Source organism: Streptomyces sp. BF23-19 (assembly GCF_041106355.1).
GTDB lineage: Bacteria > Actinomycetota > Actinomycetes > Streptomycetales > Streptomycetaceae > Streptomyces > Streptomyces virginiae_A.
In genome coordinates, this window is sequence record NZ_JBGBPT010000133.1 from 1 (window position 1) to 16,947 (window position 16,947).

General features: G+C 70.1%; 12 protein-coding genes and 5 pseudogenes. 8 read left to right on the forward strand and 9 right to left on the reverse strand.

The window, feature by feature from the left end; genetic code table 11:
* Positions 1-20 precede the first annotated feature (20 nt).
* The 4 genes from AB8A24_RS40915 to AB8A24_RS40930 form a co-directional block, all read right to left on the reverse strand.
* The gene (locus AB8A24_RS40915; RefSeq protein WP_369479035.1) at positions 21-1,328 is read right to left on the reverse strand and encodes a condensation domain-containing protein; all 1,308 of its coding nucleotides are present in this window, start codon (positions 1,326-1,328) and stop codon (positions 21-23) included.
* A gap of 182 nt (positions 1,329-1,510) precedes the next feature.
* On the reverse strand, positions 1,511-2,869 hold the full coding sequence (locus AB8A24_RS40920) for an MFS transporter (protein ID WP_369479036.1): 1,359 nt from the start codon (positions 2,867-2,869) through the stop codon (positions 1,511-1,513).
* Positions 2,870-3,784: 915 nt separating this feature from the next.
* Positions 3,785-4,123: a hypothetical protein gene (locus AB8A24_RS40925; RefSeq protein ID WP_328965417.1), complete on the reverse strand. Its 339-nt coding sequence runs from the start codon at positions 4,121-4,123 to the stop codon at positions 3,785-3,787.
* A 212-nt stretch (positions 4,124-4,335) separates the two neighbouring features.
* The gene (locus tag AB8A24_RS40930) at positions 4,336-4,563 is read right to left on the reverse strand and encodes a hypothetical protein (RefSeq protein ID WP_369479037.1); all 228 of its coding nucleotides are present in this window, start codon (positions 4,561-4,563) and stop codon (positions 4,336-4,338) included.
* Between the two features lie 160 nt (positions 4,564-4,723).
* On the opposite strand from AB8A24_RS40930, the gene AB8A24_RS40935 reads away from it, so the two are divergent.
* Entirely contained in the window at positions 4,724-6,073 is a 1,350-nt protein-coding gene (locus AB8A24_RS40935; RefSeq protein WP_328965419.1) for a hypothetical protein, read from the forward strand.
* A gap of 605 nt (positions 6,074-6,678) precedes the next feature.
* On the opposite strand, the pseudogene AB8A24_RS40940 reads toward AB8A24_RS40935, so the two are convergent.
* A pseudogene (locus tag AB8A24_RS40940) lies at positions 6,679-7,201 on the reverse strand (IS5 family transposase); the annotation flags it as partial.
* Positions 7,202-7,431: 230 nt separating this feature from the next.
* Here AB8A24_RS40940 and AB8A24_RS40945 point away from each other — a divergent pair.
* From AB8A24_RS40945 to AB8A24_RS40955, 3 genes are all read left to right on the forward strand, one after another.
* Complete coding sequence (locus AB8A24_RS40945) at positions 7,432-7,983, forward strand: SigE family RNA polymerase sigma factor (protein ID WP_369479038.1); 552 nt, start codon at positions 7,432-7,434, stop codon at positions 7,981-7,983.
* Positions 7,980-8,879: a hypothetical protein gene (locus AB8A24_RS40950; protein WP_369479039.1), complete on the forward strand. Its 900-nt coding sequence runs from the start codon at positions 7,980-7,982 to the stop codon at positions 8,877-8,879. The genes AB8A24_RS40945 and AB8A24_RS40950 overlap by 4 nt, the downstream gene beginning before the upstream one ends.
* A gap of 1,231 nt (positions 8,880-10,110) precedes the next feature.
* Complete coding sequence (locus AB8A24_RS40955) at positions 10,111-10,338, forward strand: hypothetical protein (protein ID WP_328965422.1); 228 nt, start codon at positions 10,111-10,113, stop codon at positions 10,336-10,338.
* Between the two features lie 402 nt (positions 10,339-10,740).
* Here the strand turns inward: AB8A24_RS40955 and AB8A24_RS40960 are convergent, their stop codons facing one another.
* The 3 genes from AB8A24_RS40960 to AB8A24_RS40970 are packed head-to-tail and all read right to left on the reverse strand — an operon-like array spanning position 10,741 to position 12,941.
* A complete protein-coding gene (locus tag AB8A24_RS40960) occupies positions 10,741-11,280 on the reverse strand; it encodes a hypothetical protein (protein WP_328965423.1) in 540 nt (179 codons plus the stop codon).
* A complete protein-coding gene (locus AB8A24_RS40965) occupies positions 11,273-12,070 on the reverse strand; it encodes a tyrosine-type recombinase/integrase (protein WP_369479040.1) in 798 nt (265 codons plus the stop codon). Before AB8A24_RS40965 ends, AB8A24_RS40960 begins: the two co-directional genes overlap by 8 nt.
* Positions 12,063-12,941 (reverse strand): pentapeptide repeat-containing protein, encoded by an 879-nt coding sequence (locus tag AB8A24_RS40970; RefSeq protein WP_369479041.1) that lies wholly within the window; start codon positions 12,939-12,941, stop codon positions 12,063-12,065. Before AB8A24_RS40970 ends, AB8A24_RS40965 begins: the two co-directional genes overlap by 8 nt.
* Positions 12,942-13,456: 515 nt before the next feature.
* Here AB8A24_RS40970 and AB8A24_RS40975 point away from each other — a divergent pair.
* The 4 genes and pseudogenes from AB8A24_RS40975 to AB8A24_RS40990 all read left to right on the forward strand — a co-directional run.
* A pseudogene (locus AB8A24_RS40975) lies at positions 13,457-13,849 on the forward strand (XRE family transcriptional regulator); the annotation flags it as partial.
* A gap of 43 nt (positions 13,850-13,892) precedes the next feature.
* Positions 13,893-14,659, forward strand: a pseudogene (locus AB8A24_RS40980) (transposase).
* Positions 14,660-14,722: 63 nt separating this feature from the next.
* Positions 14,723-14,935: pseudogene (locus AB8A24_RS40985) on the forward strand (hypothetical protein); the annotation flags it as partial.
* Between the two features lie 337 nt (positions 14,936-15,272).
* Positions 15,273-15,662 carry a peptidase inhibitor family I36 protein gene (locus tag AB8A24_RS40990; protein ID WP_328965424.1) on the forward strand — a complete coding sequence of 130 codons (390 nt, stop codon included), beginning with the start codon at positions 15,273-15,275 and terminating at the stop codon, positions 15,660-15,662.
* 225 nt (positions 15,663-15,887) lie between these two features.
* Here AB8A24_RS40990 and AB8A24_RS40995 read toward each other — a convergent pair.
* Positions 15,888-16,947 (reverse strand): annotated as a pseudogene (locus tag AB8A24_RS40995) (calcium-binding protein); the annotation flags it as partial.

The window sequence follows — 16,947 nt, forward strand, 5'->3', positions numbered from 1 at the left end:
GGGGCGGCGGCGCGGCGCGGTCACTGCACGGTGCGCTCCGAGGGGCGCAGCGCGTGGGTGAGCGCGTCGAACGCGCGGTGCGCGCTCTCGTCGTCGAGCACTGCCCGGTCCCACACCATCCGCAGTCGGATCTCCGCCCCCTGGGTGACGGAGACGGCGAAGGGGCCGCGGACGGGTCTGCCGTCGACATGGACCTCCCGGCCCTCGACACCGGCCAGTACCAGGGGCGGACGACGGCTGTCGTCGTCCACGGTGAGCAGTCCGTCGAGCCCTCCGGTCCAGGCGGAGCCGGCGGCCCGCGCGGCGGTCACGACGGCGTCGAACGGTACGTCGGCCCGGTCGAGGTCGTCCCACCAGGCGTCGGCCAGCGCCTCCTGGTCGGTTCCTCTGCCGGGTCCCTCCGCCTGCCCGGTGTCGGCAGGGAAGACGAGTGTGTTCAGGAAGCAGCCGACGACCGGCCCCGCGCCCGGGGGACGGCCGCCCCAGGGGTAGCCCAGCGGGACCGTGCGGCCGGGGCCGTACAGTTCGCGGGCCGCGGAGCGGCAGGCGTCGAGCAGTGCCGGGAAGGACACGCCGCCGTCGTGCGCAGGCAGCCGGGCCTGCGCGGCGCCGCTGGGCCGTGCGCCCTCGGGAACGCGGGCCGGACCGCGCGCCGGGGCGTGGACCCGCAGCGCGCGCAGCCGGCCGGCCCAGTAGGCGGCCGCCTCGGGCGTCTCCGCCTTTTCCTCGGCGGCGAGTTGGCTCAGGACCGCGTCGCGGTAGGCCGCGAGTTCGGCGTCCGTCTCCCCCGGTGCGACGGGGGAACCGATGGCCTCCTCGCTGTAGGCGGCGCCGAGTTCGTCGACGATCCGCGCCAGGGAACGGCCGTCGCAGACGGCGTGGTCCAGGGCGACGGCGAGGATCTCCTCCTCGTGCTCCTCGTCGCGTACGAGGAAGAGCCTCAAGGGGGGACCCTGGCCGTCCCAGGAGTCCAGCGCGCGGCGCAGCGCGTCGGCGGCCGATTCCCCCGGCAGGAGGGCCGGGCGCGCCAGGTCGACGTCCGGGTCGGCGACGCGCAGGACGGGGGTGCCGCGGGTGACGGCGGGCCGTGAGCGCAGGGCCGTGTGCCGTGCGGCGAGCCTGGACGCCGCTGCCCGCAGGCGTTCGGGGTCGACGGTTCCGTACGGGAACGCGAAGAACATCGGCACCAGGTCGGGGCGTCCGGAGGGGTCCAGCGAACGCACCAGCAGGAAGCGGCGCTGCGCTCCGGTGACCGGCAGTACGGTGTCGGACCGGTCGCCGGTGAGGCGCCGGTAGCGGGCGAGGTACTGACTCGTGATGCTGAGCACGTGGTCCTCTTCGTCGTTGCCGCAGTCGCGCGGACGGGTGGCGCGGCCCCTGCGGACGGGGCGGTGAGTGGTCGGTGGCGGCGGGCGGGGCCCGCGCGGGGGGTCGCGTTGCCGGTCGCCGTACGGGTGCGGGGCGGGGGCCTGGGGTGGCCGGGGGCCTGGCGGCGGCCGGGGTGGGGCGGTCAGCGGGTGGGCGCGGGGGTGGGCCGTTCGTCACCGTCGACGGTGTCGGTGTCGGTGGCGGTGGCGCGCGGTGCCCCGGGTTCGGCGCCGGCGTCCGCGTCGTCGTGCGGTCCGGGCAGGTCCCGCATGCGGCGCAGTGGGGAGAACAGCAGCGGCAGGGGTACGGCGAGGATGCCGACGGCGCACCAGGCGAGGGCCGTGCGCGATCCGTAGGACTGGGCGAGGGCTCCGCCGAGGAGGGCGCCCAGCGGCAGGGTGCCCCACATGAGGAAACGCAGGGTGGCGTTCATCCGGCCGAGCAGCCGCGGCGGGCACATGCCCTGGCGGAAGCTGACCTGGGCGACGTTGTAGACGACCGCGCCGAAGGAGACGACCGCCGATCCGGCGGCGAACAGGACGGCTCCGAGGAGCCCGTGCCCGGACAGGGGCCACAGCAGCGCGAACGGGCCGGTCACGAGGACGGACAGGAGCATGACCCGGGCCTGCCCCAGGCCGGCCGCGAGGCGTCCGGCGCACACGGCGCCCAGGAGACCTCCCACGGCCGACGCGGACAGCACCAGCCCGAGCCCGCCGGCCTGCAGTCCGACGACACGGACGAGGTGCACGGTCTGGGTCGCCATGAGGACGGCCGTGCAGAAGTTGGCGAGGCCGGTCGTCAGGGCGATGACGCGGAGCAGCGGATGGCCGAAGACGAAGCGGACGCCCTCGCCGATCTCCTTGCGCAGGGAGCCTCCCGCGGCCGCGGGCTCGGGTGCTTCCTCCGTCCGCCGGACCCGCTGGAGGAAGAGGGCGGAGAGCAGGTAGCCGACGGCGTCGACGATGACCGCGAACTGCGCCCCGACGAGCTGGACGAGTCCGCCGCCGATCCCGGGACCGGTCACGTGGGCGGTGGAACGAACCGTCTCCAGGGCGCCGTTGCCGGCCACGAGCTGGTCGCGGGGCAGGATCTGCGGGAGATAGCTCTGGTGCGCGACGTCGAAGAACACGGTGGCCACGCCGGTCACGAGCGCGACCACGTAGAGCTGGGCCATGGTCAGGGCGCCGACGAGGGCGGCAGCGGGGATGCTGGCCATGGCCACGGCGCGCAGCAGGTCCGCGCGGATCATCAGGGGACGCTTGCGCATCCGGTCGGTGAGCGCTCCGGCGGGCAGGCCCACGAGCAGGAAGGCGGCGGTCTCCGCGGCGGTCAGGAGGCCCACCTCGAAGGCGGGAGCGTCGAGTTCGAGGACGGCCACCAGCGGCAGCGCCACCACGGTCACTTGTGCACCGAGCTGTCCGGTGGCGGCTCCCGCGAGTAGCAGTCGGAAGTCGCGCAGGCGCAGAGGGCCACCGGGGGTGGCTCGGGATGTGTCGGACATGTGAACGACATTCACGGATCCATCGCTCAACAGTCAAAGTAAACCCATCATTTTCGGACTTGTTTTGCTGCGTTGCGGTCACAGATCGGAAAATCTTTCGTGCTACCCGGGGTGCGGCCGTGTTAATTCCTGTCGGTTGCGTATTCGGCGCGGGGTGGACGGGGCAAGGGGGACCGGGGGCACAAGGAGCCGTCGAGCGGCACCACTTACCCTGAGTAACGGATTCCATCCTGACCGAAAAGGCCCACCCCCGACCGCGCCCCCGTGGAGCCATCCATTCCGTCCGCTATGCGGACGGCCGGCACCGCCCAGCCACGCCACGCGGCGGGAACCCCGGCCGGGGCCACGCATCAACTCCGGGCGTCCCGACCCGCCCGGTCGACGCCGGCCGTGGTCCGGCGCGCGCGGAGGTTGGTCAACGGGGACCCCGGTGAGAGACAACACCATTTCCGGCCACGCACTGCCTCCTACGCCCGACTTTCTGCTGCCCCCTCGGATGTCGGCGCCCGAGGTGCGGAACGCGGCGCTGCTGGGTGCGACGCCACTCGTCCGGGGACGGCGCAGCTTTCACAGTGGAGTGGGGGTTCACGAAGCGGCCCACTCCGTCCGATGGGTTCGGCACCGGACGCACATGCCGGTGGAGCCGAGCGCCGGACGGGTGCATCACTTGCGGTCCCACCCGGCGCACACCGCGGGCCGTCCCGCTGAAGCTGGGTAGTTGGCGCGCATATCCTCGTGCTCCACTCGGCACGGCTTGCACCGGGGGTTCGGCTCGGCTCGGTTCAGCACCAGGACGCAGCCGCACTCCGCACACCGGCTACGGGGGACCGCAGGAGTGGAACGCGGGGCGGGAGTGGCGCGCAAATCGACGGTGGGAGTGGACGTTCCGTGCTCCGCAGTGGAGCGGCGCCGGTCTCACACGATTTCGTCGCACACCGAGCACCTGCGCCCGCTGCTCCCCAGGACGCCGAGGCGGGCGTCGATCTGACCGGGCCGCTCGCGGACTGGAACGCCCACCTGTCCCTCGTCCGCTACAAGGCGGCACGGCTCCCCGAGCCGCTGGCCGCCCTCTTGGTCGAGGTCGCCGAGCGGCTGACCGCCACGACCGCGGACGCGCCGCCGGCCGCGCTGCGCGCCGTCGGTGTGCTGGAGCGGATCGCCACCCGCGTCGGGCGGGAGGCGGCCGGCGCGGGTGGCGGAGGACGGCGTGTCCGCCGAGGCGGTGGCCACCGGGCTCGGGACCACCCACTCCAAGGCCCTGATGCTCCTTCTGACCGTGCAGGACGGATGACAGCACCCGGCTGGCGACCGCCCTTTCCCGCCTCACCCCTTGACCGCTCCGCCCGGCCCCCCCGCCGGTCGGGGCCTCTTATCTGTCTTCCGCCACCCCGGGCACGCGCGTCTCCGGCACCGCACGGGCCGGTTGGTGCACCGCCTGCAGATGGGGTGGCGTGGGGTGACGGTCTCTACCGCTCGGGTGCGGGCGGGGCTTCGGGAAGGGGCCGCGGGGCTTCTTCGCTCCGGGGGCGGTGGTGCCAGGCCGCGTAGAGGCCGGCGAGCGCGGAGGCGTAACCGGCGAGTGCCTCGGGGGAGACGTGGCCGACGAGGACGAGGACGACGCCGGTGGCCAGGATCGCCAGGAACACGGCGAGATCTACGGGAAAGCTGCCCCGCGGGGCACGACGGATCGACACGATGGTTCTCCTCAGTACATGGAAGGTCGCAGGACGTCACCCCCGCCGGTCTGCCGCTGGAGCGGCGTGCGGCGGGGTGTGGTGCGAGCGTCGCGTCGCAGCGGCGGGTGCGCCAAGGGCAACGATCTTCTTTCCGTAACTGTCAACTGGGAGAACAGGCATGACAGGTGTTGCCGAGGAGGGAACCGGCGGTGAAGGACCCGCGGGCGGAGAGCCCCGGCGGCCGGCCCGCCGGCCGCTCAACCCGCTGAAGCAGGAGGTATTCAGGAACCGCCCGCACAAGCTGGCGCTCGTCGAACACCTGCGGTCCCTGATCGGGGCCGCGGACCTGGCCAGCAAGCACGTCGCCCCGGGTGTGGCCATGAGCGCCTCGGCCCTGTCGAAGAACCTGTCGGGAGACCGGCTTCCCCACCGTTCCACGGTCGAGGCGATCATCCAGCTCTGCGGTGCGAGCGAGGAGGTCCGGGCCCTGTCGCTGCGCCTGCACACCGCGGCCCTGGGGGAGGCACATCCGGCGTTCGCCGAACGCCTGGTGATGGCCGACGCCTACGAGGAGACCGTCGTCCTCCACGACCGGGTCCGTGCCCGGCTGGAGGACGCCCTAAGCGAGCACCGCCGGCAGCAGGCCGACCACGACGACCTCTTGGCCCGGCACGAGACGACGAGCCAGGCCCTCGCAGCAGCCGAGGACGGGCTCCGCACGCAACGACAGCACGACGAACGCGAGACCACCCGCCTGAACACCCTGATCGAAGCGGAACAGGACGCCCGCCGACGCGACCGCACCGCCTTCGACGCCCGGCTCGACCGGGTGCGAGCCGAACACGAGGAGCAGGTGCGGGCGGGGGAGGAGGAAGAAGCGCGCCTCCGTCAGGACCTGCTCACGCAGGAGAACAGGATCCAGGCCATCCGCGTCCTGCTGGACGACTCGGCCGCGGAGGCGACATCCCTGCGGCAGGAACGCGACCGGCTCCGTGTGGAGTCCGCCCGGCTGCGCGAGGACCTGGTCGGCCTTCAGGTGGAACTCGCGGCGGCCGAAGCCGACCAGGACACTCACGTCGAGGACGTGACGCTCGCCCCGGCGCTGCTCGCCGTCGGCCAGGTCCTCGACCGCCATCCCGTCCCACAGGAGAACGGCGAAGCCGCAGGCCGGCCGCAGGTTGCCCAGGGCGCAACCCAGCTCGACGGCGGCATCAGCAACCCGGTGCCGCCGTCGGCCGCGGCCTTGCCTGGGCCGGATCCGACCGACAGCACCGACGGGCTGAAGCGGGCATTCGCGGGCACCGCCGCACTCGGCATGCTGCTCCTGCTCATCGGGCTGTTCATGCACACCGGTGGCCCGACGTCGCGAGCCCGCCCGACAACCGGGGTGGGGTGGTGCCTCGGCGTCGGAGTCTTCATGCTCGTGACCGGGCTCATCCTCCTGGCAGCGCGCGGCGTGAAGAGCGCCCCCGCCGTCGATCCGGACGACTCGTACCAGTACACGTGCGGCTTTCCTCCGCTGATGTGAGCGGCTCCCGGGCCGGTGGCTCAGGACGGCGGAACCCGAGCCGACCAGCTCCGGGTCGAGTTCACCGACATCGACCACTTCGGCGTGTCCTTCCGAACCCGGAAGGTGCGCGGCAGGAACCCGCTGTCCGGGTGGGACACCTCCGCGCTCGCGCGCGTCAACAACATGCCCCACCTGGAAGGAGGGTGCAATGGCGACTGCGAGGAGCGGCTTCGGACCGGCCGCTCCCAGCCCCGTGGCGCTGTCGGCCGGGGGCAGGACCCGGCTGCCGTCACACGTCGCCGGGCACCTCCCCGGCCGACAGCATCCATCGCCGACACCTGCCCCCGCACCGGCTTCCCGCCCCCCGAGGCCGAATCCGGCAGGCCATCCTCGGCCCGCCCATGCTCGCCGCTCGCGGGTGGCTCTCATGTGCCATGCACCCGGGGGCGCGTCGTGTCACTCGGTAGTGCGGGGCGATGGGGGCGGCCCGGACGCTGGTCCGGGGCCGCGGGGTGGTTGGGTGGCTCGGGGTCAGTCGTGTGGGTGCAGGGGGTGGGGTCGAGGGTGAGTTCGGCGCGACTGTCTCTGAAGGTGGGAGGCATGCATCTGAAGTACCCCTGCGTGACCAGGGTCAGTGGGCGGCAGCGGCCGTCCGCGCTCAGGTGGAGCTTGGTGGTGAACCCGCTGCGTGAGCGGCCCAGGCCCTCACCTCCCGCACCACCTCCACCAGGCGGGCATGCAGGCTCTGCCACGCGGTTCGTCCTGATGTTCTGTTGGCTCGGCCCCCTTTGACGTGGGAGTTGGCGGCGGGTCGGTGCGGGCACCCGCCGCATGCTGATGTGCCGGCACGATGGTGGAGTCGACCGAGATGTCCCAGTCGATCTCGCCCGCCGCATCCGTTGCGGCCTGGACCTGCTGGAGCAGACGTTCCCACGTCCCGTCGGCCGACCACAGCCGGTGACGTTCATAGACGGTCTTCCACGGCCCGAACCGTTCGGGCAGGTCACGCCACTGAACCCCGGTCCGAACCCGGTGCAGAATCCCGTCGATCACCTGCCGGTGATTCCGCGACCGACCGCAACGCCTATTGCTGACCGGCAGGAACGGCCGAAGACGTTCCCACTCGGCATCAGTCAGATCACCCAGCCCGCGGCAAGGGCGGGGAGCGAGCGGCGATGGTACGCGAGTTCAAGCGCGCACTCCAGGACTACCTTGCAGACACCAGGATGATCCTCGGGCCGCCCCTTTCGGAGCGGAGGCGGGCCCCGGTCGACCTCGCGGTCGGCCCTCTGGGCCTGCGCCCGCACGTGTGTCCCAGATCACTCAACCTCGCCGTCGGTCCAGGTCGTCAAGAGGGTGAACATCAAGGAGGGCACATGCAAGGTGCTGTCGGTGACGCAGAGTTCGCCGAATTCACACGGGTCCGCTGGGGGCCTCTTGTGCGCTTCGCGTACGGCCTGACGTTGGACGTCGGCCGCGCGGAGGACCTCGTACAGGAAGCGCTGGTCCGTTTCTGGCGCGTGCGCGGCCGGGTGGCGGTCGAGCGGCCCGAGGCGTACGTCCGCCGCACGCTCGTCAACCTGGCCGTGACGGCCGCGCGGCGCCGCTGGTGGAGCGAGCGGGTCCTCGGGCGCGTCCCGGAGGTCGCGAGTCATCCCGAGTCCGATCCTGGCCACGGCAGTGCACAGCGTGACGAACTGCGCCGCGCTCTGGCGCGGTTGCCCGCGCGTCAGCGCGTGGTCGTGGTGCTGCGCTACGTCGAGGACCTGTCGGAACGCCAGGTCGCGGAGCTGCTTGGGTGCTCGGTCGGCAGCGTGAAGTCCCATGCTTCGCGAGGGCTTTCGGCGCTTCGCGGGACGGCCGCGCTCCAGGCGGCTCCTGAAGCGGTGTCCGGTTTTCGTCTGACCCGAGGGGAGGCCGCGCGATGAGCGGCATGAACGGTGCTGAGCGGGTGCTGAAGGAATCGATCGACGAGGTGGTCGACGGGTACCGGCTGGCGGGTGATCCGTTCGCCCGCGTCGAGACGGCCGTCCGTCTTCGTCGGCGCAGGAACCGGGCCATGGTGGGTGCGTCGCTCGCCGCTGTGGCAGCGACGTCGGTCGGAGTCGTGGTCGCGCTGCCGGGCGGCGGCGGGCAGGCGTCCGAGAGGCCGGCGGCTTCCTCCATCGAGTCACCGAGCGTGGTGCTGCAGGGCTACGAGACGGTGCCCGGCAAGGTCTACCGGGTCGCGCGCGGGACGCACGCCGGGGTCGAGTGGCAGGTGGGTTCGGCCGATGGCCGGAAGGGCCAGGCGTGCTTGGTCTCTCGGAACGTGCTGATCGGGATCGCCGCGTGTTTTCCCACGGGGGACGCCTCGGTCCATTGGGCCGCGGCATCGTCGAGCAGCGCGGGGAGGGCGGCAGACGAGCCGTTCACGGTCGTCGGGGTCGCCCCGCCGGGTGCGGCACGGGTCAAGGTGGTGCTCCCCGGCGGTTCGGGACCGGAGACGGAGACCGTCGAGACCCCGACCGCGCCGGACACGCGCTTCTTCGCCGTACTCGTCCCTGCGAGCATCCGTCAGCAGGTTCAGGTGCAGGCCTTCGACGCGGCGGGCAGCCCCCTGGGGGCATCCGTGGAGGCCGACGGAAAACAGCAGTTCAAGGACCGCACGCCGCCGTGGTGCCGGACCGGCGGCGAGCACCCTTCGGACGGCCCGGACACGACCGCCGCCCCCGGCACGGACCCGAACCTCGTTCCCGGCGCCCCGTGCGGAACGCCGTCTTCGGCTCTGGGTCGGCCGGTTACGCCCTCGTCGGTGCCGACCTCTTCGAGCCCGGCCCGGTGAAAGCGAAAGTGCTGTGACTTAGCAACCCCTGCCACTGCATTGGCCGTCTCCATGGCCGTGCTGCTGGACGTTTCCGGCACCGCAGGTACCGCCCAGGCGTCCGTTTCGACGTGCCGAGACCGGCGCGCAGCCGTGATCGGCCTCAGGACGGCCAACCACCCCGCCGTCGGCAACGCTTCGTTGCGTCGACGGCGTAGCACGGCGGGGCGACCATTGCCGTGGGCCGGACCGAGATGCCTTCCGGCGGCGGAGAGGTCGCGGCCCCTCCTTTCGCCATACACATGGAGGACGGCAGCAGGAAGAAACGGAACCTGCCCGTGCCCGCCGGGTCCACGAGCCTCTTGGAAGACTCGCCATGCTCAACGCCGCTGACACGTGGGCTTGGAAACACCGGGTCGCCGTATCTCGCTCATTTGGACGGCGACAAGTGGACAGGTGCTGACGCCCTCCGAGGAGCGGGTCGGCAGCTATTCTCGCAGCCGGTGTTCAGCCTCAGAAAACACGTGACCTGGGCAGATGGTTGCGTCACACACCAATTTTCCGCCCAGCCGCACCGAGCGCGGCGCGGGGGCGCCCAGGACCGGCCGACACCCGACACGGCCGGAGGGGTACGGACCGGGGTCCGCTTCCCCTCCGGTGGTGGTCGGCCGCAGTGCCGACGGGATTCGAACCCGCGAGACAGTTGGGGGCAGGTCCGCCCCGTCTCCGTCAGTCACCGCGGGCGGGACCTCGCCCACGGCGATCGCAATGGACCGCTCTGCCACGGCTCCGCGACCTACGGGGACGCGCGCACCCCCGCTGCGGCCAAGGGTAGGGACATCGTCCTCCGCGCACGAATCCTTATCGGCTCAGATCCGTACTGAGGTTTTCGGGTTGTCCTCGGTGGTGACGGTTGATGATCCCTGCGGTATGCCGATGGGGTGAGGTATCCGGAGGGGTGGGGCTGTCACTCCCGCCCTGGACGCCGCCCAGGGGATCACCATCTCAGGACCACTGGTGGCGGCTGTGGTGCTCGGAACCCTCGTAACGGCTCTCGCGGCTTGGTGGGGCGGTGGCCGTACGGCAACGGTGCTGGCATCGACTTGGCGGCCCAAGGCCGACTGAAGGCATGAGCGCTCAGCCGAATACGGAGCCGGCAGATGAGCCAGCAATGCTGAGGACCTCGGTGGCATGGCCGCCGGGGTCCTCAGCTGTAGCCGCCGCACCTGCACACGCATTCGGGGCGTCGACGGTGTGCAACCGGTGCAAGTTCTGGAACGGGCCGCAGACCATCACCAAGCCCCTGGACCAGCTGATTGTCTACCCGCCCGACGAGCAGGGATGGCGCCGGGTGCGCTACGACGGCGTCGCCATCGGGGTCGCGCACCGCCCGTCCGACATCCGGGTCTTCCTCGCCGACGCCGGGCTGGAGAACGCCGAGGACGTCGACCTCACCGACCCCGACTTCGTGGAATGGTGAGGCGCAGGCCCCGAGGCGTGGGACCCTCCCCCCTGAAGCACCCCTCCACACCGGCGGAAATACTCCTCCGTGCCGAGCCGCAGCAACGCCAGGGCGGTGCTAGACGCGGGGCAGCCAGCCATCGGCGAAGTCGGCGCGCTCCCGTTCGCGCTGCGCCTTCTCCTGGCCGGATTTCCTCTCGAGAATATCGAACTGCATTCGAATAAGGCGAATCGGTTACGCCGCCGTAGGGATGCGATCACCACCCGGAGGCGGTGAGCTGGAAGTCCAGGACAGGAGCGGAAGGCGGTGAGGGCCGTGGCGCGACCGCTATGGGCCGGAAACCTGTCATTCGGGCTGGTCAGTTCTCTGAACTTCGAGTTGGATCCCGGATGTTGGGATTCCCTGGTTTTGGCCGGCAAGTCAGGGCAGCAATCGGCGGGTAGAGGTCCAGGCCAGGAGTTGATCGCGGGTGCGTCCAGGTGCCAGGTAGCCGAGCAGGGTCTCCAGATGGGACGTCAGGTTCTTGTGGCACCGAAGCTTGCGGATCTGCTCGATGGCCAGGTCGCGCCATCCGTCGGCGAGGGTGGCAGCCTGTGCGGGCGTGATCGTCAGTGCGTCAAGCGTGTCGGCCGCCAGCGCGTCGGGGCTCCAGTCGGGGTCAGTGTCGTCGGGGCCCAGCCTGTCGATCACCCACATCCGGAGCATGAAGTCCTGCTGGGTTACCCGCTTCAGGTGTCCCTCGCCGTCGGGGAGCATGAGCCGATTGGCGAGCAACGACAGCTTCGCCCACTGGCGGCGGGTTTCTTGTGGGTCAGCTGAGTAGTAGGCATGTCCCTGCGCCGCGACGCGTGCTGTCTCAAGCTGCTGACCACGGGCATTCTGGATGAACATCTGCAGCTGGTCGAGTGTCCACGTGCTCGGATCGCGCCCGAGGTCTTCTCGGTCTGCGTCGCTACTCACGGTCTGTGCTCCTGGTCGTAGGCATGCCGAGGCTGATGGGGGCTGTCTGTGCCCGGCGGTTGATCTGACCGAGCTTGTCCTCGGCGCCGGCCAGGCTAACCCGCAGACCTTCGATCTCGCCGAGCCGGCCCTCGCGCTCCGCCTCGGCGATGCGGGCGATGAGGTTGTCGCGGATTTCGACGAGCCGTGCCTGTTGGGCGGGGTCTGGTCTCAGGAGTGAGCATCTGACGCAGGCGTGTTCGTGGATGCAGGCGGTGCCGTAGGCGCGGGCGCAGGTGCCGACGGAGAGTTTGCGGCGTTCGAAGTGGCCGAGGAAGTCTTCCCACTCGGCGTCGGTGGGGGCGCGGTACTCCTGGGCTGGACGCAGGGTGCGGCGGCGGGTGATGAAGGCGCGGTGGGCTTCGATGGTCTCGGTGGGGTGGACGGCGTTGTAGCCCATGGTGGTGTTGATGTCGGCGTGGCCGGCGATGACCTGGGCGATGTGGGGTGGCAGGCCGGTGCGGATGGCGTCGGTGATGAACATCCGGCGGAAGTCCTGCGGGGTGAATACCAGCGGGCGGCCGGTGGCGTCGGTCAGCCGCGTGAAGGCGGCGGTCTCCTTGAGGATCTCCCGGATGGTCTGGGAGTGGATGACGGAGGGTTCGCCGCCGCGGTTGTACCGGAAGAGCAAGGGCGCGGGCGGGTCCCACTGGTGTTCTTCGCTGTCGTAGCGGGTGACCAGGGGGACTTTTAGCTCATGTGCTGCAGATATGAAACCTTGCGGGGCATTGCGACTGCGACGCCTACTCATTTTTTGGACAGTTGTCCCGACCAGCAGTAACGGCTCGCATTCTTGCTTCCAGCTCCGGTATGTCCGTCAATTCGCGAGGGAGTATCGTCGTGAAATCAATTCGAGCAGAGAGGAGCTGCTTCGGTGTGATGGTTGGGAAACTCACATAAGGGCCTTGAGGACCCACAAATATGGCGCCCCTCAAATCGGTGCACGTCAGATTAGCTTCAGTCAGGTCTGCACCTGACAATTCGGCCTTGCTTAAGTTTGCGTAGGAAAGATCTGCCTTTTGCAGGAAGGCGCCGGGGAGCTCCGCGTAGCTCAAATCGGCCCTCGTCAGATCGGCGTCAATAAGTATTGTCTCACTCATGTGAGCCTGATCCAGGATCGTACCCCTGAGCTTGGCGCCTCCCAGAGAGGCCCGCTCCAACTCGGCGAGGGTCAGGACCGCGCCATCCAAGTTCACGCCACTCATATTCGATACAACCAAGTCCGCTCCGTAGAGATCCGCGTTGGCGAGATGGGAACTGGACAGGTCTATGCGGCCGTCGCCATCTCGGGTCGCATCCCGGTACCGAAGCACTCGCAGCGCTGCACCCACGTCAGCTTGAGGTTTCGGCGGAAGCTTCTTACCCAGCTTCGCCGGGTCGGTTTGGACTCGGACGTACCCCGAGAGTACTTCGATCACCGCCGGTTGATCCTTGGCTGAGTCGTTCATGATGCGCTGCAGAGCATAGATGCCACCGAGGCGAACATCGGCCGTCTCCCCTTCAAGGTTACCAACGGCATTGTTGTAACGCTCGGCAATTTGCCCTTCCTGGGTAATGGACTGCTCGTTGTTGACTTGCGATATCGAGGCCCAGGTGAATCCGGCAACAGCTATAGCAGCCATGGTGGCCACGAGGCTTACAGTGCGTTCCAGGCGCTCCCAAAGGCTCACTTTTCCAGGGCGTTCGGGCGCGGCAGACGGTGCTCTGGCTGGGCCAGACTTCCGTTCCACTGCCCGGTGGCGTTGCCCGGCCTGCCAGGTACCCAATGGAGCATGCGCTCGGGTTGGTGATGGCTCTCGTCGCTTGACAATTCGGTGCAGCTGTCTGCTTCTCGCACCGGGCCGCGAGGTTCCCGTTGCCATACGACCATTGGACCAGACAAGGTGCCTTGGCGCGCTGTGGCCGTTCCAGGCCGTTTCCTTCGGATCATCGTCAACCCGCGTTCGACGTTGTTGCGCTGCTATTCGGCCTGGCGATCGAAGGCCGGCGGCCTTGTCGGTCTGCGGGATCACGGCCCGGATTACGCGCCTGCGCTGGTGACGGCGGTCGTCCGGGCTGCGCGTATCTGGCAGATTTTCTTCTCGAAGGCGACCGGTGCGGCCCGTCACTTGCTACGCGCGGGTCGCGCCGCGGTGGTCGGCGGTCGGTGGAGCGCTACCGCAAGGGCGACCGCAAGCCCCCGCCCAAGGCCGTCGCCGCCCGTATCGACATGGTCGTACGGGCCCGCTGGCAGCCGGTGGTCCGTGGCCGCCGTCGCAAGGAGGCCGCCACCAGCACGGGTATCACGGTCGAGACCCGAGCCCGGTTCGGCTACACCGCCCCCGTCGGCACGACCGACGACGGTCGGGTCCGCCGCCTCACCGTCCGCCTCCCCGCCGCCTACGCGCAGCGCCTGTTCGACGCCCGCGCCCAGGGCCCCGACGACCGCGAGCTGCGCGCGATCGTCGCCGAGGGCTTGCAGGAGATCTACTTCAAGGACGGCGGAACCCGAGCTGACCAGCTCCGGGTCGAGTTCACCGACGTCGACTAAAGGGCGTTGCAGAAGGCTCAGTCTTGGGCATTTCCGTGTATGGGTGGGGTGTTGCGGGCTGAGCCCGGTGTGGGTGGAGACGTTCACGGGCTTGCGGATCGAGCGGTTCGCGAAGCTGGTGAAAGTGGTGCGGGAGCGGGGCGGAAACGGGCCCGGCGGTGGCCGTCCCTGGTGCCTGCCACTGCCCGACCGGTGCTGCTGGTGGATGTGTACTACCGCACGAACCTCACGATGCGGCAGCTCGCCCCACTCTTCGGGATCTCCCCGGCCACCGTCTGCCGGGTCATCCAGCGCCTGCGACCACTGCCGGCACTGGAGCCGGCCCCACGGCCGGTCGCCGACGTGGACCGGCTGTGGATCGTGGACGGCACCCTCATCCCCGTCCGCGACCGCACGGTCGGCGCTTCGTCGAGGAACTACCGGTTCTCCGCGAACGTGCAGGTCATCATCGACGCGGACAGCCGCCTGGTCGTCGCATCGGCGCGTCCCGCGCCGGGCAACAAGGCCGATGCCCACGTCTGGCGGGAGTCGGATCTGCCGGCCGCGGCAGCCGGGACGACGATCATCGCGGACGGCGCCTACCTGGGCACCGGCCTGATCGTCCCGCACCGCAGAAGGGCCGGCCGCCCACTCCTGCGCGGTCAGGAAGAGGACAACGCCGAACACCGCAGGGTCCGCGCCCGCGTCGAGCACACCTTCGCCCGCATGAAGAACTGGAAGATCCTCCGCGACTGCCGCCAGAAAGGAGATGGCCTCCACCACGCCGTCCAAGCAGTCGCCACCATGCACAACCTCGCCATGGCTCGGTGAAACAGCAGGTCAGGCGGCACATAGGCCTGCCCAACACAGACCTTCTGCAACACCCTTTAGGCCGAACTGGTCGGCGGCCCGCTGGACGGCCTGTTCCTCGACATCACCGGCTGGAGCGCGGACGAGATCCAGACCGGCGTCGCGCTGATGACCGAGCTCGGGCAGTTCGGCCCCGGCGCCCGCGCCCCGGCGACCCGCGCCGACAGTCGACGACGGGCAAGACCTCCTTCAGGTTCAGCCATGATCGTGCTCTCGTCCGACAACCAGCCGGCCTAGCCTTCGACGGGCCATCGTCCGAGCTCACGAGCATCTGACACCTCTCCCCCGCGTTTGTGGCACCACCGATTGACCTCGGTGCGAAGTGGAGCACTACCGATCCGGCTCGTACGAACGGCCCCTCAGGAATCGGTGGACGACAAACCGCTCACATGGGGAGTTCCGGCTCTGATGGCACGAAGAGCCTCGAACATGCCTTATGGCGAACGAAGTTCAACGAACTGGCTGATTCATCCGTAGCCGCTCAATCGGTGTACCCACCAGACTTCTCGGTGGCAGCCCGAGCCTCGACGGTGCAGGCCGCCACGGCAATCTCGCCTCAGTCGAAGGAGGGGTAATGAACCGTCGGACAAAGTTCACCCTGGCCGTAACGACCGGACTCGTCGGTGCAGCGCTTGCACTCGCGCCCGCGGCCCAGGCCGACGACGTCTCGATCAGCGGCTACGACAACTGCGCGTCCGGCTGGATCTGCTTCTACTCGGAGAGGGACGGAGGCGGACAGAAATGCCAGTGGTCCCAGAACTCCACCGACACCCGTTCCCAGTGTTCATGGATGCGAGCCGGCACGAACACCCGGTCCGTCTACAACCGAACCAATAGCAGGTTCCACTACTACCACAACGTCAACTACACGAATCGGATCGGCAGCACCACCGCCGGCAACAGGGGAAATCTCGCGGGGACCTACACCATCGGCTCCCTCTGCGCCGGCTCCTGCCCGGGCTGACATCGACCTCCGGTGCGTGTGCCGGGCCGAGATCCACGACAGCCGGGCCGCGAGCTGCGCGAGACTCCGGGTGTCGGGGTGGGGTGGCTTCGGGGGGCCGTCCTGCGGTGTGTGGGCCCTCGCTTCTTGACTCGTCATGGCCTGCAGGCCCGGCGGGGCTGCGCCCCGGCGCCGGCCGGGGTTTCGCCCGGCCGGTGCTGGTGGGGGTGCGCGGTTGGCTATCCGTCAGGGGCAGCTGATGCGGGTGTCGCCGGTGTCGGTGGTGCAGGTGTCGACGCCGGAGCCGCCGTTGGCGGTGTCGTTGGCGCTCACGCCGTCGGTGGTGGTCAGGCGGTCGTTGCCGTAGTAGCCGGTGAGGACGTCGTTGCCGCGGTCGCCGTTCATGGTGTCGTCACCGAAGCCGCCGTCGAGATTGTCGTTGCCCGGGCCGCCGTAGACGGTGTCGTTGCCGAAGCCCGCACGCACGGTGTCGTTGCCGGAGAGCGCGCAGATGACGTCGTTGCCGTAGCCACCGGTGAGGGTGTCGGTGCCGGACGTGCCAACGATCGTGCAGCCCCGGGCGTTGTTGACCGAGGTGGTGGCGGTGGCGCTGTTGTCGCCGGTGTTCGGGTCCTGCGGGGAGCCCGTCACGGACGCGGTGTCCCGCAGGGTGCCGGTCGTGCGCGGTTCGGCGGTCACGGTGACCGTGGCGCTCGCGCCGGGGGCCAGGCTGCCCAGGGCGCAGGTCGCGCCCGTCGCGGTGGTGGTGCAGGTGCCCTGGGAGGGCACGGCCGAGATCAGGGTGCCGCCGGCCCCCGAGAGGGCGTCGGTCAGGGAGACGCCCGTCGCGGTCGCCGTGGAGGAGGCCGCGTTGGTCACCCGGACCGTGTACGTCGCCTGGTCGCCGATGCTCACCGTCGTCGTACCGGACTTGGTGACGGACAGGTCCGCCGACTGCGGCGGGGGCGTGGTGCCGCCACCGCCGAGGTAGCGGGCCACGCCGCGGTCGGCGGCGAGGCTGTTGGCCTGGCCGACGACCCCGCCGGCAACGATCTTCCCGTCGGGCTGCAGGGCCACTTGGGAGGCCTGCTCGGAGGGGCCGCCGAAGTCGGTCGTCAGCCGGCCGTCGCCGTCGAAGGAGGTGTCCGCGGCGCCGTTGGTGTTGTACCGGGCCAGCGCCCAGTCGCCCGCGTACCGGCCCGCGACGACGATCCGGCCGTCGGACTGCAGGGGATCGCCGCCGCCTGGGCCCGCGCCTGGAACGGCACCGACCCCCAGGCCCTCGGCGCCCTGTTCACCGCCGACG